Source organism: Stenotrophomonas sp. YJH_SMC_27, assembly GCF_059369815.1.
In genome coordinates, this window is record NZ_JCAFTA010000001.1 from 431,205 (window position 1) to 450,589 (window position 19,385).

17 protein-coding genes and 1 pseudogene are annotated in these 19,385 nt (G+C 67.5%); 8 read left to right on the plus strand and 10 right to left on the minus strand.

What is annotated here, in order from left to right; translation table 11 throughout:
* Positions 1-59: 59 nt before the first annotated feature.
* Positions 60-272 carry a DUF4287 domain-containing protein gene (locus AC5P7R_RS02040; RefSeq protein ID WP_111098566.1) on the minus strand — a complete coding sequence of 71 codons (213 nt, stop codon included), beginning with the start codon at positions 270-272 and terminating at the stop codon, positions 60-62.
* Positions 273-756: 484 nt separating this feature from the next.
* On the opposite strand from AC5P7R_RS02040, the gene AC5P7R_RS02045 reads away from it, so the two are divergent.
* Positions 757-1,653, plus strand: a complete 897-nt coding sequence (locus tag AC5P7R_RS02045) for a LysR family transcriptional regulator (RefSeq protein ID WP_021202599.1) — start codon at positions 757-759, stop codon at positions 1,651-1,653.
* 62 nt (positions 1,654-1,715) lie between these two features.
* Here the strand turns inward: AC5P7R_RS02045 and AC5P7R_RS02050 are convergent, their stop codons facing one another.
* The 3 genes from AC5P7R_RS02050 to AC5P7R_RS02060 all read right to left on the minus strand — a co-directional run bounded on the left by AC5P7R_RS02050 (position 1,716) and on the right by AC5P7R_RS02060 (position 5,160).
* Positions 1,716-2,699, minus strand: coding sequence for an aldo/keto reductase (locus AC5P7R_RS02050; RefSeq protein WP_019659467.1), 984 nt, complete (start codon positions 2,697-2,699; stop codon positions 1,716-1,718).
* A 181-nt stretch (positions 2,700-2,880) separates the two neighbouring features.
* Positions 2,881-4,023 (minus strand): PilT/PilU family type 4a pilus ATPase, encoded by a 1,143-nt coding sequence (locus AC5P7R_RS02055; protein WP_019659468.1) that lies wholly within the window; start codon positions 4,021-4,023, stop codon positions 2,881-2,883.
* A 99-nt stretch (positions 4,024-4,122) separates the two neighbouring features.
* Positions 4,123-5,160 carry a type IV pilus twitching motility protein PilT gene (locus AC5P7R_RS02060; protein ID WP_006422551.1) on the minus strand — a complete coding sequence of 346 codons (1,038 nt, stop codon included), beginning with the start codon at positions 5,158-5,160 and terminating at the stop codon, positions 4,123-4,125.
* Positions 5,161-5,247: 87 nt separating this feature from the next.
* On the opposite strand from AC5P7R_RS02060, the gene AC5P7R_RS02065 reads away from it, so the two are divergent.
* Together AC5P7R_RS02065 and proC are read left to right on the plus strand one after the other, a co-directional pair.
* Positions 5,248-5,925, plus strand: a complete 678-nt coding sequence (locus AC5P7R_RS02065; protein ID WP_111098568.1) for a YggS family pyridoxal phosphate-dependent enzyme — start codon at positions 5,248-5,250, stop codon at positions 5,923-5,925.
* An 18-nt stretch (positions 5,926-5,943) separates the two neighbouring features.
* Positions 5,944-6,765, plus strand: coding sequence for a pyrroline-5-carboxylate reductase (gene proC, locus AC5P7R_RS02070; protein ID WP_021202601.1), 822 nt, complete (start codon positions 5,944-5,946; stop codon positions 6,763-6,765).
* A gap of 59 nt (positions 6,766-6,824) precedes the next feature.
* Here proC and AC5P7R_RS02075 read toward each other — a convergent pair whose 3' ends face one another.
* Entirely contained in the window at positions 6,825-7,700 is an 876-nt protein-coding gene (locus tag AC5P7R_RS02075; protein ID WP_021202602.1) for a LysR family transcriptional regulator, read from the minus strand.
* 71 nt (positions 7,701-7,771) lie between these two features.
* Between AC5P7R_RS02075 and AC5P7R_RS02080 the strand changes: the two are divergent.
* Positions 7,772-8,401, plus strand: a pseudogene (locus AC5P7R_RS02080) (short chain dehydrogenase); the annotation flags it as partial.
* 84 nt (positions 8,402-8,485) lie between these two features.
* On the opposite strand, the gene soxR reads toward AC5P7R_RS02080, so the two are convergent.
* Positions 8,486-8,920 (minus strand): redox-sensitive transcriptional activator SoxR, encoded by a 435-nt coding sequence (gene soxR / locus AC5P7R_RS02085; RefSeq protein WP_021202603.1) that lies wholly within the window; start codon positions 8,918-8,920, stop codon positions 8,486-8,488.
* 29 nt (positions 8,921-8,949) lie between these two features.
* On the opposite strand from soxR, the gene AC5P7R_RS02090 reads away from it, so the two are divergent.
* Positions 8,950-10,371 carry an MFS transporter gene (locus AC5P7R_RS02090; RefSeq protein WP_227854427.1) on the plus strand — a complete coding sequence of 474 codons (1,422 nt, stop codon included), beginning with the start codon at positions 8,950-8,952 and terminating at the stop codon, positions 10,369-10,371.
* Between the two features lie 87 nt (positions 10,372-10,458).
* Here AC5P7R_RS02090 and AC5P7R_RS02095 read toward each other — a convergent pair whose 3' ends face one another.
* Positions 10,459-12,480 carry an esterase/lipase family protein gene (locus AC5P7R_RS02095; RefSeq protein ID WP_021202605.1) on the minus strand — a complete coding sequence of 674 codons (2,022 nt, stop codon included), beginning with the start codon at positions 12,478-12,480 and terminating at the stop codon, positions 10,459-10,461.
* Positions 12,480-13,454, minus strand: a complete 975-nt coding sequence (locus AC5P7R_RS02100; protein WP_227852035.1) for an Lnb N-terminal periplasmic domain-containing protein — start codon at positions 13,452-13,454, stop codon at positions 12,480-12,482. Before AC5P7R_RS02100 ends, AC5P7R_RS02095 begins: the two co-directional genes overlap by 1 nt.
* A 170-nt stretch (positions 13,455-13,624) precedes the next feature.
* On the opposite strand from AC5P7R_RS02100, the gene AC5P7R_RS02105 reads away from it, so the two are divergent.
* Positions 13,625-14,029 (plus strand): GFA family protein, encoded by a 405-nt coding sequence (locus AC5P7R_RS02105; protein WP_005415530.1) that lies wholly within the window; start codon positions 13,625-13,627, stop codon positions 14,027-14,029.
* A 279-nt stretch (positions 14,030-14,308) separates the two neighbouring features.
* Here AC5P7R_RS02105 and AC5P7R_RS02110 read toward each other — a convergent pair whose 3' ends face one another.
* Entirely contained in the window at positions 14,309-15,826 is a 1,518-nt protein-coding gene (locus tag AC5P7R_RS02110) for an MFS transporter (RefSeq protein WP_155029053.1), read from the minus strand.
* 106 nt (positions 15,827-15,932) lie between these two features.
* Between AC5P7R_RS02110 and AC5P7R_RS02115 the strand changes: the two genes are divergently transcribed.
* Positions 15,933-16,856, plus strand: a complete 924-nt coding sequence (locus tag AC5P7R_RS02115; RefSeq protein WP_058979452.1) for a LysR family transcriptional regulator — start codon at positions 15,933-15,935, stop codon at positions 16,854-16,856.
* 25 nt (positions 16,857-16,881) lie between these two features.
* On the opposite strand, the gene AC5P7R_RS02120 is transcribed toward AC5P7R_RS02115, so the two are convergent.
* Entirely contained in the window at positions 16,882-17,769 is an 888-nt protein-coding gene (locus AC5P7R_RS02120; protein ID WP_111103384.1) for a DMT family transporter, read from the minus strand.
* Positions 17,770-17,902: 133 nt separating this feature from the next.
* On the opposite strand from AC5P7R_RS02120, the gene AC5P7R_RS02125 reads away from it, so the two are divergent.
* Positions 17,903-19,282, plus strand: a complete 1,380-nt coding sequence (locus AC5P7R_RS02125; protein WP_021202610.1) for an aminotransferase-like domain-containing protein — start codon at positions 17,903-17,905, stop codon at positions 19,280-19,282.
* Positions 19,283-19,385: the final 103 nt, after the last annotated feature.

Below are 19,385 nucleotides of genomic sequence, written 5' to 3' on the forward strand. Positions count from 1 at the left end.
AGTTGCAGATGAAATCGTTCAGCTGAATGCGCCCCGCCCTGCCCCGGGCCCGCCGCTGCTCAGCCCTTGCCGGCCAGATGGTGCGCCACCAGCGCGTTGGCATGGCCATGGCCCAGCCCATGCTCACTTTTCAGGAAGCTGACCAGTTCCATGTGTTTCAGGCCCTTCTTCCCTGCCAGCAGCCCGAGCCACTGGGCGACCGGCTGCCCATAGGTCTTCTCGATGGAGGGGAAGTACGAGGCCGGGCCCTTGGGCTTGGTGTCAGTGCTCATGTGCAGCTCCCGTTGAAGTCATTCATTCGACGAACCACAGACGCAGAAATCGACATACCCACACGTCCGACCCAGTGCCGACCAACGGTCGGCACCCACCAAAGCAGAATGCCGTTCCAACAGCTCGCGGGAAATTGTCGAAGGCGGGGTGGCTCAGGTTGCGGGGGCGTGAGCGCCATGGTCCCGAGGCATGCCTCGGACGGGTTGGGCAGGACGCCCAACCCCGGTCTTGCCGTGTGCGCAGGACAGCGCACACGAGCAAGCGCGACCGAGGCTACATGGGTGAGGGCGCTTTGCTTGCGAAGCACTGCTTCGCAAGCGCCCGAACGCACAGCCGCCAGCGGCTGGGCCGGGCCCCGGAGGGGGACTTGCGCCGTCCCCTGCAACCTGAGCCACCCCGCCTCCCACGGGAAGCCAGCTTTTGACGTTGCCGTTGACGTTGATTCGGCAGCTGCCGGGCGCAGCGCGGCCGTATCATCCCCTCATGCCCCGCGAAAACCTCAACGACCTGCAGGCCTTCGTCCACGTTGCCCGCGAGGGCAGCTTCACCAAGGCTGCCGCCCAGCTGGGCGTGTCCCAGTCCGCGCTCAGCCATGCCATGCGCGGACTGGAGCAGCGCCTGGGCGTGCGCCTGCTGACCCGCACCACCCGCAGCGTCTCGACCACCGAAGCCGGTGCCCGCCTGCTCGATACCCTGGCCCCGCGCCTGGCCGAGATCGAGGACGGGCTGGCCGCGCTGGCCGAGTACCGTGAACGCCCGGCCGGCACCATCCGCATCAATGCCACCGGCCACGCCGCCGAGTACATCGCCTGGCCCAGGCTGGCGCCGCTGCTGCAGCAGTATCCGGACTTGAAGGTGGAACTGGCGGCCGACTACGGGTTGGCCGACATCGTGGCCGAGCGCTACGACATCGGCATCCGCCTGGGCGAGCGGCTGGCGCGCGACATGATCGCCGTACCGATCAGCCCGCCGCTGCGCATGCGCGTGGTCGGGGCGCCCAGCTACTTCCGCCAGCACCTGGTGCCGCGGCACCCGGACGACCTGGCCGGGCACAACTGCGTCACCCTGCGCCTGCCCACGCATGGCGGGCTGATGCCGTGGGATTTCGGCCAGGACGGCAATGAACTGAGCGTGCGTGTGAGCGGCCAGTGGATCTTCAACAGCATGGGCATGACCCGCGCCGCCGCACTGGCAGGCAGCGGGTTGGCCTGGCTGCCGGAGGACCAGGTACAGCCGATGCTGGACGACGGCCGCCTGCTTTCGGTGCTGGACGACTGGTGCCCGCACTTCGATGGCTATTACGCGTACTACCCCTCGCGCCGCCACGTGACCGTGGCGATGCGGACGGTGCTTGATGCGCTGCGTGGGCCGATGGGGTGAGGATCAAGGAGTGCGGACCAACGGTCCGCCCCCACCACCAACGGTCCGCACCCAGCTGTTGATCAGCCCTTGGCCTGGGCGGCGCGCTGCGCGTTGTAGCGCTCGCCGACGATCGACACTTCGTCCAGCGCCTGTGCGATGCGTTGCAGCTCCTCCGGTGCCAGCTGCAGGTCGGCCGCGCCCAGGTTTTCCTCCAGGCGATGGACCTTGGTGGTGCCTGGGATCGGCACGATCCACGGCGCCTGTGCCAGCAGCCAGGCCAGCGCCACCTGCGCCGGGGTCGCACCCCGCGCCGCCGCGATCGTGCTGATGCGATCCACCAGCGCCTGGTTGGCGCGACGCGCTTCCACTTCGAAACGCGGCACGCTGTTGCGGAAATCGTTGGCGTCGAAGGTGGTGTCGGCGTTGATCGCACCGGTCAGGAAGCCGCGGCCCAGCGGGCTGAACGGCACGAAGCCGATGCCCAGCTCCTGCAGCGTCGGCAGCAGTTCACGCTCCGGTTCGCGCCACCACAGCGAGTACTCGCTCTGCACCGCAGCCACCGGCTGCACCGCATGCGCGCGACGCACGGTGGCAGCACTGGCCTCGGACAGGCCGAAGTGGCCGACCTTGCCCTCGGCGATCAGGTCGCGCACGGTACCGGCCACGTCCTCGATCGGCACGTTCGGGTCGACGCGGTGCTGGTAGAACAGGTCGATATGGTCGGTACGCAGGCGCTTGAGGCTGGCTTCGGCCACGGCACGGATGTTCTCCGGGCGGCTGTCCAGGCCGGCATCGGTGCGCGCGTCCCTGAAACCAAACTTCGTGGCGATCACCAGCCTGTCGCGGTAGGGTGCCAGGGCCTGGCCGAGCAGGTCTTCGTTGGTGTACGGGCCGTACACTTCGGCGGTATCGAAGAAGGTCACGCCGCGCTCGACGGCAGCGTGCAGCAGGGCGATGCCCTGGCTCGGTTCGACCGGCTGGCCGTAGGCATGGGTCAGGCCCATGCAACCCAGGCCCAGGGCGGAAACCTTCAGGCCGCTGCGGCCGAGTTCACGTGTCTGCATCGTCGTACTCCAGAGGGGGAGTGCTGACGATACGCCTGCAGCGGCGATGGATTGAGCCGGTTGGACGACAGTCGGTCATGACTGGAATTCATCAATCGCCTGCGCGCCCAGTAGAGTCGACGGGTAGAGTCGACTGTTAGTCGACTGCGCTTCCTGACAGTCGACTCCACACATCGCCAGGTCACCGGATCTCGGAGATCTCCACCCCATCCAGGCCCTGCGACAGCGTGCGCGCGTCGCCGCCCTGGCTGAGCTTGATGCGCAGGCGCACTTCGTTCTGCGAGTCGGCGTAGCGCAGTGCGTCCTCGTAGCTGATCTCGCCGGCCTGGTACAGCTCGAACAGGCTCTGGTCGAAGGTCTTCATGCCTAGCTGGACCGAGTCCTTCATCACTTCCTTCAGCTTGTGGATCTCGCCGTCGCGGATGTAGTCCTGCACCAGCGGCGTGCCCAGCAGGATCTCCATCGCCACCTTGCGCGAGCGGCCGTCGGGCGACGGCACCAGCTGCTGCGCGACCACGCCCTTGAGGTTCAGCGACAGGTCCATCAGCAGCTGGTTGCGGCGGTCTTCCGGGAAGAAGTTGATGATGCGATCCATCGCCTGGTTGGCATTGTTGGCATGCAGCGTGGCTAGCACCAGGTGGCCGGTTTCGGCGAACGCGATGGCGTGGTCCATGCCTTCGCGGGTACGCACCTCGCCGATCATGATCACGTCCGGCGCCTGGCGCAGGGTGTTCTTCAGGGCCGCTTCCCAGCTGTCGGTATCGATGCCGACCTCGCGCTGGGTGATGATGCAGCCCTCGTGCTTGTGCACGAACTCGATCGGATCTTCGATGGTGATGATGTGGCCGGTCGAGTTCTGGTTGCGGTAGCCGATCATCGCCGCCAGCGATGTCGATTTGCCGGTACCGGTGGCACCAACGAACAGGATGATGCCGCGCTTGGTCATCGCCAGCGTCTTGATGATCGGCGGCAGGCTCAGCTCTTCCACGGTCGGAATGCGCGTCTCGATGCGACGCAGCACCATGCCGACCTGGTTGCGCTGGTAGAAGCAGCTGACGCGGAAGCGGCCGACACCGGACAGGCCGATGGCGAAGTTGCATTCATGCGTCTTCTCGAACTCCTCGCGCTGCGCAGGGGTCATCACGTTGAGCACCAGGTCGCGGCTCTGCTGCGGCGTGAGCGGAGTCTGCGTGATCGGCGAGATCTTGCCGTTGACCTTCATCGCCGGCGGCATGCCCGCAGTGATGAACAGGTCCGAGGCGCGCTGGTGCGCCATCAGCTTGAGGAACGAAGTGAAATCGATGGTGGTCGCGGTGGTGTTCACGGCAGGCTCCCGGAAAAGCGGTTTACCAGGTAACGGTCGGTGGAGGAAACAACACGGAGCGGCCGCGCCATTGCACGCGCCGCCCGTGGCTGCCCTGCCTTACTCGAACAGGCGCTTGTCCTTGGCGTAGTCGCGGGCCTGGTTGCGGGTGATCAGGCTGCGCTTGACCAGGTCCTGCAGGTGCTGGTCCAGGGTCATCATGCCGTACTGCTGGCCGGTCTGGATGGCCGAGTACATCTGCGCCACCTTGTCCTCGCGGATCAGATTGCGGATGGCCGGCGTGCCGACCATGATTTCCCACGCTGCGGTGCGGCCACCGCCGACCTTCTTCAGCAGCGCCTGCGAGATCACCGCACGCAGCGACTCGGACAGCATCGAGCGCACCATCGGCTTTTCGCCGGCCGGGAACACGTCGATGATGCGGTCGATGGTCTTGGCCGCCGAGCTGGTGTGCAGAGTGCCGAACACCAGGTGGCCGGTCTCCGCAGCGGTCAGTGCCAGGCGGATGGTTTCCAGGTCGCGGAGTTCGCCGACCAGGATGATGTCCGGGTCCTCGCGCAGTGCCGAGCGCAACGCTTCATTGAAGCCATGCGTGTCGCGGTGCACTTCGCGCTGGTTGATCAGGCACTTCTGCGAGGTGTGCACGAATTCGATCGGATCCTCGACGGTGAGGATGTGGCCGTATTCGTTCTTGTTGATGTAGTCGATCATCGCCGCCAGCGTGGTCGACTTGCCCGAGCCGGTCGGGCCGGTCACCAGGATCAGGCCCTGCGGCTGCTGGATCACTTCACGGAACAGCGGCGGGCAGGCCAGGTCCTCGAGGGTGAGCACCTCGGACGGAATGGTACGGAACACCGCACCGGCACCGCGGTTCTGGTTGAACGCGTTCACACGGAAGCGCGCCAGCGACGGGATCTCGAAGGAGAAGTCCACTTCGAGGAATTCCTCGTAATCGCGGCGCTGCTTGTCGGACATGATGTCGTACACCAGCGCGTGGACCTGCTTGTGGTCCAGGGCCGGGATGTTGATCCGGCGAACATCGCCGTCCACGCGGATCATCGGCGGCAGGCCTGCAGACAGGTGCAGGTCGGACGCTTTGTTCTTTACGGAAAACGCCAGCAGTTCGGCGATATCCATGAGCGGCTACTCCCCAATAACGGCTTCGACTGGAAGGATCTTTCCCCGGGCGGCAGTATAGCCTCCTGATTCAATGGAACGCGTTACGTGGCCACTCCCCTGCCCCAGATCCTGAGCAACCTGCATGCCGCCGCCGAGGCGGCCGGCCGGCCCGATCCGCGCCTGCTGGCCGTGTCCAAGACCCAACCGGCCGAGGCCGTGGCTGCGCTGGCCGCACAGGGCCAGCAGGCCTTCGGCGAAAACTATGTGCAGGAAGCGCTGGCCAAGATGCAGGCGCTGCAGCACCTGGCGCTGGAGTGGCACCTGATCGGCCACCTGCAGTCGAACAAGGCCGATGCCGTGGCCACCCACTTCGACTGGGTGCAGAGCGTGGACCGGCCCAAGCTGGTAACGGCGCTGGCGCGCCATCGCCCGGCCGCATGCGGCCCGCTGAATGTGCTGATCCAGGTCAACATCGACGATGAATCCAGCAAGCACGGCTGTGCACCGGAGGAAGTGGACGCACTCGCCGCCGCAATTGCCGCCGAACCCACCCTGCGCCTGCGCGGACTGATGGCGATTCCCGCGCCGTGGCCCGAGGCCGAGCGCCGTCGGGATGCATTCGTGCGCATGCGCACACTTTTCGAGTCGCTGGCTGCCCAGCACGTGCAGATCGACACGCTGTCGATGGGCATGAGCAGCGACTACGCCGAAGCCATCGCCGAGGGCGCCACCCTGGTTCGCATCGGTACCGCCCTGTTCGGCGCGCGCCCGCGCCCAGCCTGACTTTCCAAGGAGCTTTCCATGGCAGCTGATTCCATCACTTTCATCGGCGGCGGCAACATGGCGCGCAGCCTGATCGCCGGCCTGATCCGTCAGGGCACACCCGCCGCGCACATCCACGTCGCCGAACCGGTGGCCGCACTGCGCCAGGCGCTGGCCGCCGACTTCGGTGTGCAGGTGCATGACAACGCGATTGATGCCGCTGCGCAGGGCAGCACCTGGCTGCTGGCGGTGAAGCCGCAGGTGCTGCGTGAGGTCTGCCAGTCGCTGCAGACGCTGGCCCAGGCAAACCAGCCGTTGGTGGTGTCGATTGCCGCCGGCATCACCAGTGCGCAGCTGCAGCGCTGGCTGGGAGGCGACCAGGCAGTGGTGCGCGCGATGCCGAACACCCCTGCCCTGCTCGGCGCAGGTGTGACCGGCCTGTTCGCCACACCGTCGGTGGACACGCAGCAGCACGCACAGGCCGAGAAGGTGCTGGCCAGCGCAGGCCGCACCGTCTGGATCGACAGCGAGGCGCTGATGGATTCAGTGACTGCCGTATCCGGCAGTGGCCCGGCCTATGTGTTCCTGCTGGCCGAAGCGATGGAAGCGGCGGGTATTGCCCAGGGCCTGCCAGCCGACGCCGCGCGCACGCTGGTGGTGCAGACCCTGCTGGGTGCCTCGCGCATGCTTGATGAAGCCGGTGAGAGCCCGGCCGAGCTTCGCCGCCGCGTGACCTCGCCGAACGGAACCACCCAGGCCGCGATCGAGAGCTTCCAGGCCGGTGGCTTCGAGGCGCTGGTGGACACCGCACTGCGCGCCGCGCAGGTGCGTGGGCAGGAACTGTCTGCGGCGAATGATTGATCCCGATGCGTGCCGACCAACTGTCGGCACCCACCGTCATCCACGTCTGGCGTGGATGCTCATTGCCCCAACGTGGTCATGACGAAATCGACGAAGCACTGCAACCGCGGGCGCGGCCTGCGGTCGGGCAGGTAGATCAGGTGCATCGGCCGTGGTTCAGGCAGATAGTCGCGCAGCAGCGGCTTCAACCGCCCTGCCGCGATCTCGCCGGCCAGCAATGCGGTCGGCTGCAGCACCAGCCCCGCGCCGGCGACCGCCGCTTCGCGCAACGCAAACCCATCATTGCAGGTCAGACGCGCCTCCCAATCCACCTGTTCGCCATTGGCCAACTGCCAGCCGTGGCCACCGCGCCAGGCCAGATGGCTCAGGCAGTCATGCCCTGCCAGATCGGCGGGCGTACGCGGCGTGCCGCGCCGGCGCAGGTAAGACGGCGCCGCGCACAGGCTCATCGCATACGGCGGCAGCGGCCGCGCCACCACCTCCTGCGATGGCAACGGCCCGACCCGGATCGCCACGTCGAAGCCGTCCTCGATCAGATCCACACGGCGGTTGCTCAGGTCCAGTTCGATGTTCAACTGCGGCTGTGCGCGCAGCAGGCCGGCCAGCTGCGGCGCCAGCACGCAGCTGCCCCAGGTGGTCGGCGCACTGACCCGCAGCAGACCACGTGGCTGTACCTGCAGACCGGCCACATCGGCCTCGGCCTGCTGCACCTGCTCCAGCACCTGCCGGCAGCCGGCCAGATAGGCGCTGCCGGCTTCGGTCAGGCGCTGGCGGCGGGTGTTCCGTTGCAGCAGCGCGGTGCCCAGATGCGCCTCCAGCTGCTGGATGTACTTGCCCACCATCACCGCCGACACCTGCAGCTGTTCGGCGGCCCCGGCAAAGCTGCCGCGCTCGGCCACGGCGACGAAGGCCTGCATGCAGCGAAGGGTATCCATTGCTAATCCAAAGTTAGGAATCTGCAAATCATACGCCGCTTACCTAACCCCAATGTGACGGCGCAGACTGCGCTCACACCCTCACGCAAGGAACCGCCATGAAGATCCTCCTCGTCGGTGCCAGCGGCACCCTCGGCCAGGCAGTCGCCCGCCAGCTCGGCCAACAGCATCAGATTCTCGCCGCCGGCCGCAGCAGCGGCGAACTGCGCGTGGACCTGACCGATGACGCCAGCGTTGCCGAACTGTTCTCGCGTACCGGCGCAGTCGATGCGGTGATCTCCACCGCCGGCTCGGTGCATTTCGGACCGCTGCAGGAGATGACGCCCGAGCAGTTCACTATCGGCCTGCAGGACAAGCTGCTGGGACAGGTGCGGCTGGCACTGGCCGCGCAGCACCACCTCAATGCCGGTGGCTCGATCACCCTGACCAGCGGCATCATCAGCGCGCAGCCGATCCGCGACGGCGTCAACGCCACCGCAGTGAATGCCGCACTGGAAGGCTTCGTGCGCGCCGCCGCACTGGAGCTGCTGCCGCGCGGCCTGCGCATCAACGTGGTCAGCCCGAACGTGCTGATCGAATCGATGGCGGCCTACGGCCCCTACTTCCCGGGCTTCGAAGCGGTAAGCGCACAACGCGCCGCACTGGCCTTCCAGCGTGCAGTGGAAGGCATCCAGAGCGGCGAGACGATCACGGTCTGGTAAGAAAAAGGGGACGGAGGGGATTAAGTCGTTTTCGTCCGCCGGGCATGGCCCGGCGCTACCGGGAGCGCGTTCCCTTTTTGTCGCTCACTCCCAGCGCATCGGGCCGTCGCCGCGTTCGCCGAGGACGTCGCCGGGGTTGGCCAGGCGGCAATGCTGCAGTGACAGGCAGCCACAGCCGATGCAGCCGGTCAGTTCATCGCGCAGCAGCTGCAGCATGTGGATGCGCTCTTCCAGCTCGGTGCGCCAGCGCGCGGACAACCTGGCCCAATCCGCTTTGGTTGGTGCGCGGCCGTCAGGCAGGCTTTCGAAGGCACGGCCGACTGCTTCCAGCGGCATGCCCACCCGCTGCGCCACGCGGATCACCGCCAACCGGCGCAGCACGTCGCGGCTGTAACGGCGTTGGTTGCCCGAGGTGCGCAGGCTGCTGATCAGCCCCTTGCGCTCGTAGAAATGCAGTGCGGAAACGGCCACGCCACTGCGCTGGGAGACCTCGCCAACGCTGAGTTCCTGGGATGCCATTGCTTGACCTCAACTATAGTTGAGGTGGCATGCTGCTATCTTCGCCGCCCGTTGACAAGCGCGGCCCGCACCTGACCCGTATGACCCCGACCCTCTCTCCCGCCGACACCCACCTGCCGGCTGACAGCTCGATCCTGTCCGCGCGCTACCGCGCCACGACCATCGGCATGGTCGCACTGGTCGCGCTGCACGCCTTCGAAGCACTGGCCGTCGCGGCCGCGATGCCCACCGTGGCCGAAGCACTCGATGGACTGCGCCTGTACGCGCTGGCCTTTGGCGGCACCCTGGCCACCAGCGTGATCGGCATGACCCTGGCCGGACGCTGGGCCGACCGCCAGGGCCCGGCACGGCCGCTGTGGTACGGCCTGGCCTGCTTCGTGCTGGGCCTGCTGCTGGCCGGCTTCGCCGTGCGCATGGGCATGCTGGTGGCCGGGCGCCTGATGCAGGGCCTGGGCGCGGGCGCGATTTCGGTCTCGCTGTACGTGATGGTCGGCCGCAGCTACCCCGAGCACCTGCGGCCGAAGGTGTTCGCGGCATTCTCGGCGGGCTGGGTGGTGCCCTCGATGGTCGGCCCGGCGCTGAGCGGCCTGATCGTCCAGCATCTCGGCTGGCGCTGGGTGTTCCTGGCGGTGCCGCTGCTGGCAGTCCCTGCTGCCCTGTTGCTGCGGCCTGCGCTGGCGCGCATGCAGCCCTCCGCCGACAGCAACGACGACGAGGGGCGCGGCAACCTCGTGCGTTGGGCCAGTGGTGCATCGCTGGCGGCGCTGCTGCTGTACTTCGGCGGCCAGCAGCATGGTCCGACCGCCCTGCTCTGCATCGGCGTGGCGATGCTGGCGCTGCTGCTATGCGTGCATCGCCTGCTGCCGGCCGGAACGCTGATCCTGCGCAGGGGCCTGCCCAGCGTGATCGCACTGCGCGGCATCGCCGCTGCCGCATTCTTCGCCTGCGAAGCCTACCTGCCGCTGCTGCTGCAGCGCGAACGCGGGCTCCCGCCCAGCTGGGCCGGCGCGGTGCTCAGCCTCGGCGCACTCGGTTGGTTCGCCGGCTCCTGGCTGCAGGGTCACCAGCAGCGCGGTTGGTCACGCCAGCAGCTGCTGCGCGTCGGCACGGCGATGATGACGCTCGGTATCGCCGCAACGCTTGCGGTGTTGTTCAATGCAGTGCCATTGCTGGTGGCCCTGGGGGGCTGGACGGTCACCGGTTTCGGCATGGGCATGATCTACGCCAGCCTCTCGGTGCTGACGCTGTCACTGTCAGCAGCGCATGAGCAGGGTGCCAACACCTCTGCCCTGCAGCTGAGCGAGGCCCTGTCGGTTGCCACCGCGCTGGCGGTCTCCGGTGCGTTGTTCGCGCTGTTCGTGGAAAGCGCGCCGCACACCGGCTACCTGCTGTGCCTGGCGATCACCTTCGGCCTGGCGGTGCTGGCCGCGGTGATCGCGCGACGGGTGTAGCGCCGCCGGGTTTCGGTAGTGCCGTCCGCTGGCCGGCAACCTCCGCGCACGCGGGACTCCCATGATGGTGCCGGCCAGCGGCCGGCACTACCGGGTCCCCGTGCCTACGTCATCGATGTCCCGGTGCAGGATGCGCCGCACTTCCAGCACTGCCTGCGGGGTCTCCTGCACGCTGTGGCCGGAAATGATGACCTTCTCCGACTGTGCACCCGGCAGGTGCGCACTCCAGTACGGCACCAGTCCGTCATCGGACTTTTCCACCGGCAGCTCCGGCTTGCGCTGGGCGATGATCGAGTGGTACTTCAGTCCCGCTTCGATCGGCAGCTGCGCTGCGGCCTTCACGAATGGATCGCTGGCCTTGAGGTTGTCGATGCTGTTGGGGATCTTCGGCTTGGCGGTGCCGTCGACCTGCTGCTCGGCCTGTGCCAGCGCCATGAACACGTCCTCGAATTTGCCGAGAATGGTCAGCGGCAGGCGTACCAGGCGACCGATCAGCCGCCCGACCCTGTTGCCGGCGATATCCGTGCCCTGGTGCGGCGCGGCGATGAAGATCGCGCGTTCCACGTTCGGCTGCGCCTTGAAATGCAGCAGTGGCCCCAGCTTGGCCTGCACCCGCTTCAGCCGCTCGCCCTTCAGGTCATAGTTGGCCAGCAGGTCATCCCACAGCACATCACCCGAGTCGCTCACCAGCAGCCGCGCCAGCACGCCGCCCATGCTGTGGCCGATATAGACCATGTCCTTCGATGCGCGCGTGCTGCCGTTGGGGTCGAAGTGCTTGAGGGTGTCATTGAACGCGTTGGCGATCTCGTAGCGGTTCAGCGCGATCGGCGCGTTGGTCGGGTAGTAGACCTGCCACACCTGGAACTGCTGGCGCAGCTCGGGGTCGCCCATGATCTCGTTGGCCAGGTTCACCCAGGCTTCCGGGCTGCTGGCCAGGCCGTGCAGCATGAAGATGATGCGGCGGTTCGGGTCCCACGGCTGCATCAGGTAGATGTGCGGTTCGCCGATGCCCTCGCTCATGCCGAACAGGGTGCGCAGTGATTGCCGGGCGAAACCGCTCTGCGCCAACCACAGGCCATAGGCGGCGGTGAAGTTGCCGGCCAGCGGCACCTGCTCGCCATGCAGGGAGATGCGCTCGGTCGCTTCGGGCGAATAAGCGTCCAGCTCGACCCGGCGCGTGCGCATCACATCGTCCAGGTTGCTGCCTTCGAAGCGCAGCAACGCGGTGACGTTGATCGAGGACATCTCGCTGAACTCAGGCACCGAATTGTCATGCCGGTGGCGACGGCCACGGCGCTCGTCACCGCCTTCATCCGCTGCCGTTTCGGCCTTCGGGCCATCCGCTGCGACTACGGGTGCGACCAGCTTCGGCGGGTCCATCACCATCACCAGCTCGGCACCGAAGCCATCACGGCGATAAGTACTGCGCAGCCCGACGAAGCTGACCGTGCCGGCTGGCACCAGCTGCGCGGGAATGCTCTTCAGGTTCAGCTGCTGGTAGTTGGAAGCCAGCGACCAGCTGCCGACCGAGATCGGCTTCGTGTAGTCCTCGCCCGCCAACGCAGCGGCGCGCGCGCGGACGAACAGCACCACCGCCGCCTTCTCGGCCGCGTAGTTGTAGTAGTCACGCACCTGCGTCTGCCGGTCTTCGAAGGCGCGATCCGATGGTGAGCGGCCGCTGTAGAACAGGTAGGCATAGGCGTAGCGCGCGGCTTCCAGCCAGGCGTCCAGCGCTGCGTCGCTCATCGGCGGATCACCGGCTGCGGTCTTCTTCGGCGTCAGCGCCAGCGCGGCCTTCACCCACAGTTCGGACAGCGCAGACAGCCGCTGCTCGACATTGAGATCGTCGGTCATCAGCAGCGTGCTGCGGCAGACCAGGAAGTCCTTCTCGCACTGCGATTCGTCCAGGCCTGCCGCGCTGAGCGTCTCGCGCGCGGCGGGGCTGAGCTTGCCGGTATTGAGCACGTCGGCACGCTTGTTGACCAGCGAATCGCTGGACTTGACCTGCTTGACGGTGACCATCGCGCAACCACTGCTGCCCAGCAGCAGGAAGGCGGCGAACAACACCGGCAGCGCACGCTGCCAGCGGGTCAGGAGGAGTCGAGTCATTACTGCGGGTCCTGCTCGGTGCCAGGTACGCCCTGGCGGATCACGGTGGAGAAGTGTTCGCCGCTGCCCAGGTCCAACGCACGCTGGGTGATGCGGCCCTTGTCGTGCAGCTCGGCGTACGGCACACCCGGGGTCAGTGCACCGACCTCCTGTGCGTACTCGGCCAGGTAGCCGGACAGCAACAGGCGGTAGTCCAGCGGCAGGCGCGGCGCGATCTGGCGGGCCAGATCGAAGACGATCGTGGTGCAGTTGCTGGTGAGTGTGTTGTAGAAGCCCGGCTTCGCATCCAGTTCGCGCGCCTGCGCGATGTACGCGGCGAACAGCTCCTTCAGCTGCGCACGGTCCATGCCGTGCAGGCGGTACAGGTAGACATCCTCGCCACGCGCATTGGTGCGGGTGCGGATGATGTCGGTCTCCTCCGCGGCCACCAGGGTCATCTCGAATTTGCGGAAGAAGCCGCCCAGCGCCGAGAACGATTCGCCGCGTTCCTTGCGGATCTCCAGCGAGAACACCACGTGGCGCCCATCCTCGAAGCCAAACGAGATGAGGGTGTGGGCGATCGCCGGGCCCATCCAGTACGACAGCACCAGGTCGGCCGAACGCAGCTGGTCCAGGTCGTACGCGCGGCGCACCCAGTGCGCGTCGTAGTCGGTTTCGCTGCGCCAAGTGAAATCACGCACGTTGTCGAGCACCACGTGGCGCCCGTCGAAGGACACCACATGCAGGCGCTGGGCCACGTCATCGGCCCATACGCGGTCCTGGCGCGGGGTCAGCAGCAGCCACCACAGGCCGGCCAGCGCCAGCGATGCCCCGAACGCCATGCCCAGGCGACGATGGCCACGGCCACGCGCGACCTGCCACGACGCCCACAGCGCAACCAGCAGCCACAGCGCCGCAATGCCATTGGCCAGCCAGCCCGGCCCCGGCACCTGATAGGCCAGCAGCCCGGTCACCCACAACGCCGCCAGCGCCATGGCACTTCCTGTCATCCAACGTCCTGCGGCTCTCACTGGCATCCTGTCGCGGTCCCGAAGCCGCATAGTTAGCCACAAGCGGGTTCACCGTGGCATCTACGGCCCGTTCAGGCACGCCGGCGCACCGTCTCCGGCGGCCGCACGGCCAGATGGATCACACAGGAGCAATGATGGGCATCACTTCCGTGGCCGGCGTTCCGGTCCAACCCCGGCACCGCGCAACCTGCCACTGCGGCACGGTCGAGCTGCTGCTGGACCTGCCGGACGGCATCGTCGATCCCCGCCGCTGCGACTGCTCGATGTGCCGGCGCCGGGGTGCCATCGCCGCCAGCGTCCCCCGCCAGGGCCTGCAGGTGGTGCGCGGGCAGCATCACCTGCAGAAGTACCAGTTCAACACCCATGTGGCCGAGCACTACTTCTGCGGGGTGTGCGGCATCTACACCCATCACCGGCGCCGCTCCAACCCCGACCAGTACGGCTACAACGTGGCCTGCCTGGAGGGCATTGATCCGTTCGCGCTGGGGGTTATTCCGGTCAGCGACGGGGTCAACCACCCGTCAGACCGCACCGGCTAGTGGCGCGTGCGCCGCGGCGGCGTGGCGATCTTCTGCCAGGGCGCCATGCCGCTGCGCCCCGCCCGCGCCGGGCGTTTCAGCCAGGGCCGGCGTGACGGTGCCAGTGGCGCGTCCTCGACCGGGGGAGGAAGGGGTCGACGGCCGGGCCAGAGATGGTCGAGCAGCCACATGGCAGGTCTCCGTGGGGGGACGGGGACGATCAAGACTAGGCCCGGGTGGGCATAGGCGACGTGAGCGGGACACGACAACGGGATGACGGCGGAGGCGGCGATGAGCCTGCTACACCATGTTCCCGACCAAGGCACCTGTCCTTTTCCGCAACAACAGGCGCAACACGGCGGCACAGGCGGCGGTCAGCAGCGCCAGTACACGCAGCAGTGTCGCCAGCGCCTCACTACTGGCGTGCTGCAGCTGCATGCCGCTTATCGTCGGTAGCAGTGCCTGCGCCTGTTCCCGCGCCCCCGTGGCCAGATAGGCACCGGCACGCACCAGCGATGCCGGCGACGCGCCCTGCAGCTGATGGCCGATCAGCAGCGCAAGCAAGGCAGTGACTGTGGCCAACGCGATGCCTTCGCCGGCCACCCGCACGGTTCCGAATATGCCTGCGGCCATGCCGGCGCGCTGCACCGGTACCACGCTCACCGACAGTCCATCCATCAGCCCCCACGGCAAAGCCGTGCCTGCGCCGACCAGCATCAGCAGCGGCACCCACTGCGAGGGCGACGGGTGCGACGCCTGCCGCGACAACAGGTACAGGCCGGCGGCACACACCAGCAGACCCAGCGTGCACAGCCGCGCACTTCCCACGCGCTCCGCCCAGCGCGCGGCCAGCATCGGCAGCACCAGCATCGGCGCGGACAGGGCCAGCATCTGCAGTCCCACCAGCGTCGCGCTCTGGCCATGCACGCCCAGCAATTGCAGAGGTAACACGACCAGCAGCACCACGTAGCCGAAGCAGGTCGCCACCGGCAGCAACTGGACACCAAGGAACGCCGGTTGCGAGAACAGTGAGAGGTCCAGCAACGGTGAGGGGTGCCGCCGTTCGATGAAGACGAACACCCCGCCCAACAGCAGCGTCGCCAGCAGCGCCAGCTGCACGCGCGCGGCATGCAGGCCGAACTCGCCCGACCACAGCAGCGCCAGGGTCAACGCCGCCAGCGTCAGGCTGAAACTCAGCATGCCGCCGATATCCAGTGGTCGGCGCTCGCCATGACTTTCAGGCAACGCGCGTGCCCCCAGGCCGAAGGCCACCAACGTGAGCACACCGCCCGCGGCGAACACGCTGCGCCATCCCAATGTCTGCAGCAGCAGGCCCGCGAGCAGGGGCCCCAACGCCAGCCCCATGCCGAACGTGGTGCCCAGCAGGGCGAAGACACGGGCACGCGCCGGCCCCTGCCAGGCCTGTGCCAGCAGCGCCGTGCCGGATGCCAGCGCCGCCGCCGCGGCAACGCCCTGCAACCCGCGCGCCAGATCCAGCCATAGCAGCGTGCGAGCAAGGCAGACGGCGGCGGTGGCGGTGGTGAAGCCCGCCGTGCCCAGCAGGAACAGCCGCCGACGGCCATATCGATCGGCCAAGCCGCCCGCAGCGAGCAACAGACTGCCGAAGGTGAGCATGAAGGCGTTGGTCACCCAGGCCAGCGCGGTGGGCGATGCCGCCGCGGAACGGGCCAGCGCCGGCACCGCGACTGCACCGGCAGAGAAGGACAACGGCAACGCCAGCGCGGCCAGGCAGACCGCAAGCAGCGCCCAGCGCTGCTGCGCGCGGACAGGTACAGGGAGCATCGAATCCGGGGCCATGCGGGCCTCCATCCATCAGGGGCATTGATGATGGACAGGCCGCTATTCCAGAAAAACAGGCTCGGTGGACGTTGATTGCGGCGAGATGTTCCGCAATCATCCAAGCATGGACTCCATCTCCGCCCTGCTCGCCTTCGTCCGTACCGCGGAGGCAGGCAGCATCGTCGGTGCCGCCCGCGTACTCGGCCTGTCAGCCTCGGCCGTCGGCAAGCGCATCGCCCGGCTTGAACAGGAACTCGGCACGCGCCTGTTCCAGCGCACCACCCGCCGCGTGCATCTCACCGACGAAGGCGAACTGCTGCTGCAACGCTGCCGGCGTGCGCTGGATGAGCTTTCCGAAGCGCAGGCGGACCTGGCGCAGCGACAGCACGCCCCCAGCGGACTGCTGCGCATCGGCCTGCCCACCATCGGCTACCGCTTCCTGCTGCCGGTGCTCCCCGGCTTCCAGCAACGCTATCCGCAGGTGCAGCTGGAACTGGACTTCAACGACCGCATCGTCGATGTGGTCAGCGAAGGCCTGGATGCAGTGATACGCAGTGGCGAACTGGCCGATTCCAGCCTGACCGCACGGCGGCTGGGTGGTTTTCGTTTCATCCTCTGTGCGGCGCCGGGCTATCTGCAGATGCATGGAACGCCCGGCGATGTGGGCGACCTGCGCATGCATACCGCGCTGCGCTTCCGTTACCCCACCACCGGAAAGCTGCATCCGTGGCAGCTGCCGGGCATCGAAGGCGACGCCGGGGCGCGCCTTCCCACGGCGATGACCTGCAACAACATGGAGGCCGTGCTGGCCGCTGCGATCGGATGCATGGGCCTGGCCTGGATGCCTGACTTCCTCGCAGCCGACGCGCTGGCCGATGGCCGCCTGCAACAGGTGCTGCCCACACTGCCCACGCACCAGGGGCAGTTCTCGCTGCTATGGCCCGGTGGGCGCCATCCCAGTGCACGCCTGCGGGTGTTCATCGACTACGCCGTTGCGCACCTTTTCCGCAGCACCCCGGAAAAGGGGACGGAGGGGATTAAGTCGTAATTGGCCCTGCTGTGCCTGAAACGACTTAACCCCTTCCGTCCCCTTTTTCCTGGCGGCTGAAGCGGCGCGCGCCGGCGACGCAGATCACTGCGACCAGAGTCACCAGCACCATGCTGAGGCTGACCGATTCGTGCAGCAGCAGCGCGGCCAGGGCCAGGCCGAAGAAGGGCTGCAGCAGCTGCAGCTGGCCGACAGCGGCGATGCCGCCCTGGGCCAGCCCGCGGTACCAGAAAAGGAAGCCGATCAGCATGCTGAACACTGCCACGTAGCCCAGTGCCCACCACGCCGAGGCACCGACCGCAGAGAGCGAGGCCGGGCGCATCAGCACCGTCATCGGCAGCATCACCGGCAACGCCAGCAGCAATGCCCAGCTGATCACCTGCCAGCCGCCCAGATGACGGGCGAGCCGACCACCTTCCGCGTAGCCCAGCCCGCACACCACGATCGCCGCCAGCATCAGCAGGTCGGCCTGCAAGGAGGCTTCGATGCCGTTGCGCGCGGCATAGCCGACCACGCAGGCACTGCCCAGCAACGAGAACAGCCAGAACGCCGGGCGCGGCCGATCGCCACCGCGCAGCACGCCAAACACCGCTGTACTCAACGGCAGCAGGCCGAGGAACACGATGGTGTGTGCCGACGAAGCATGGCGCAGCGCGAGCGCGGTCAGCAGCGGGAAGCCGACCACAACGCCGAGGCTGACCACCACCAGCCCCGGCAGGTCGCCGCGCCGCGGCCACGGTTGGCGCAGCATCAACAACAGGCCCAGGCCGAGCACCGCGGCGATGGTGGCGCGTGCGGCGGTGACGAACCCGGCATCCAGCTGCAGCACCGCCAGGCGGGTGGCCGGTAATGAGCCGGCGAAGATCACCACACCGATGAAGCCATTGATCCAACCACTCGCCGACCGTTCCACGCCTGTACTCCTGAAGGTGCCGGACGATGCCCGGCTGCACCTGTATGGAAGCATCCAGCGCGGAACGACCCCAGCTACAATCCAGTACAGCCGCAAGTAACTGTACTGCCCACACTTCCACTACGGTTCCACCATGCCGCGCCCGCTCACCCGCATCGAATCGGTCATCCAGACCGTCCGCACCCGCATCAGTGCACGGGTGGATGGCCCCGGCTCCCGCCTGCCTTCGGTACGTGCGCAGGCAGCGACCATGGGAGTTTCAGTCTCCACCGTGGTCGAGGCCTACGAGCGCCTGGCGGCCGAAGGCCTGATCAGTGCACGCGCAGGCTCGGGCTTCTACGTCAGTGGCCCGGCCGCACCGCTGACGCTGGCCGAAATGGAGCCGCGGCTGGATCGCGCGGTGGATCCGCTGTGGGTATCACGACAATCGCTGGAAACGCCCGCGGGCGATCTCAAGCCAGGGTGCGGCTGGATGCCCAGTGACTGGCTGTATCACGATGGCGTGCGCCGCGGCCTGCGCGGGCTGGCGCGTGCCGATGCCATGCAACTGGTGGACTACGCCGGCCCGCTCGGGCTGCCCGCGTTGCGCCAGCTGCTGCAAAGGCGCAGCGCCTCGCTTGGCATCGATGCACCGATGGAGCAGATCCTGCTGACCGAATCCGGTACGCACGCGGTCGATCTGCTCTGCCGTTTCCTGCTCAAGCCCGGCGACTGCGTGCTGGTCGATGACCCGAGTTACTTCAATTACCACGCACTGCTCAAGGCGCACCAGGTGCAGGCCATCGGCGTGCCGTACACGCACAGCGGCCCGGACCTGGAGGCGTTCGCGCAAGCCCTGCAGGCGCATTCGCCGCGGCTGTACCTCACCAATTCCGGACTGCACAACCCGACCGGCGCGGTGCTTTCAGCCAACATCGCGCACCGCCTGCTGGGCCTGGCCGAACGCAGCGAGCTGATCATCGTCGAGGACGACATCTTCGCCGACTTCGAACTGCAGCCGGCACCGCGGCTGGCCGCGCTCGATGGACTGTCACGGGTGATCCACGTCGGCAGTTTCTCCAAGACGCTGTCGGCAGCGTCGCGCTGCGGCTACATCGCTGCGCGCCACGACTGGATAGAGGCATTGACCGACCTGAAGCTGGCGACCAGCTTTGGCGGCGGCCATCTGGCCGCGCAGTTGATGCACATCGCGCTGACCGATAGCGGTTACCGCCGCCACATGCAGTCCATACGTTCGCGCCTGGCCGATGCACGCCGGCACACACTGCGGAAGCTGCAGGCGCTGGGCATCACGCCGTGGCTGCAGCCGGAAGCCGGCCTGTTCCTGTGGTGCCAGCTGCCCGACGGCCGCGACGCCGCCGCACTGGCGCGGCACTGCCTGCGCGAGGGCATCGTGCTGGCGCCGGGCAACGCGTTCAGCCAGTCGCAGCGCGCGGCCGACTATCTGCGCTTCAACGTTTCGCAGTGCCAGGACCCGAGAATCTGGCAGGTACTGGCGCGCGCGCTGCGCTGAGCCGGGAATGCGCGACCAGCGCAGCCACCACCATGCGTACGCCCCGCAACTGGCCGCGACGATGCGGCAGCGGCGCGCAACGCCTCTTGCGCGCCGCGCTACA

Coding starts and splice junctions, on each gene's coding strand:
- AC5P7R_RS02040 (WP_111098566.1), bottom strand. CDS start 272: ATGAGCACTGACACCAAGCCCAAGGGCCCGGCCTCGTACTTCCCCTCC.
- AC5P7R_RS02045 (WP_021202599.1), top strand. CDS start 757: ATGCCCCGCGAAAACCTCAACGACCTGCAGGCCTTCGTCCACGTTGCC.
- AC5P7R_RS02050 (WP_019659467.1), bottom strand. CDS start 2,699: ATGCAGACACGTGAACTCGGCCGCAGCGGCCTGAAGGTTTCCGCCCTG.
- AC5P7R_RS02060 (WP_006422551.1), bottom strand. CDS start 5,160: ATGGATATCGCCGAACTGCTGGCGTTTTCCGTAAAGAACAAAGCGTCC.
- proC (WP_021202601.1), top strand. CDS start 5,944: ATGGCAGCTGATTCCATCACTTTCATCGGCGGCGGCAACATGGCGCGC.
- AC5P7R_RS02075 (WP_021202602.1), bottom strand. CDS start 7,700: ATGGATACCCTTCGCTGCATGCAGGCCTTCGTCGCCGTGGCCGAGCGC.
- soxR (WP_021202603.1), bottom strand. CDS start 8,920: ATGGCATCCCAGGAACTCAGCGTTGGCGAGGTCTCCCAGCGCAGTGGC.
- AC5P7R_RS02090 (WP_227854427.1), top strand. CDS start 8,950: ATGCTGCTATCTTCGCCGCCCGTTGACAAGCGCGGCCCGCACCTGACC.
- AC5P7R_RS02095 (WP_021202605.1), bottom strand. CDS start 12,480: ATGACTCGACTCCTCCTGACCCGCTGGCAGCGTGCGCTGCCGGTGTTG.
- AC5P7R_RS02100 (WP_227852035.1), bottom strand. CDS start 13,454: ATGGCGCTGGCGGCGTTGTGGGTGACCGGGCTGCTGGCCTATCAGGTG.
- AC5P7R_RS02105 (WP_005415530.1), top strand. CDS start 13,625: ATGGGCATCACTTCCGTGGCCGGCGTTCCGGTCCAACCCCGGCACCGC.
- AC5P7R_RS02110 (WP_155029053.1), bottom strand. CDS start 15,826: ATGGCCCCGGATTCGATGCTCCCTGTACCTGTCCGCGCGCAGCAGCGC.
- AC5P7R_RS02115 (WP_058979452.1), top strand. CDS start 15,933: ATGGACTCCATCTCCGCCCTGCTCGCCTTCGTCCGTACCGCGGAGGCA.
- AC5P7R_RS02125 (WP_021202610.1), top strand. CDS start 17,903: ATGCCGCGCCCGCTCACCCGCATCGAATCGGTCATCCAGACCGTCCGC.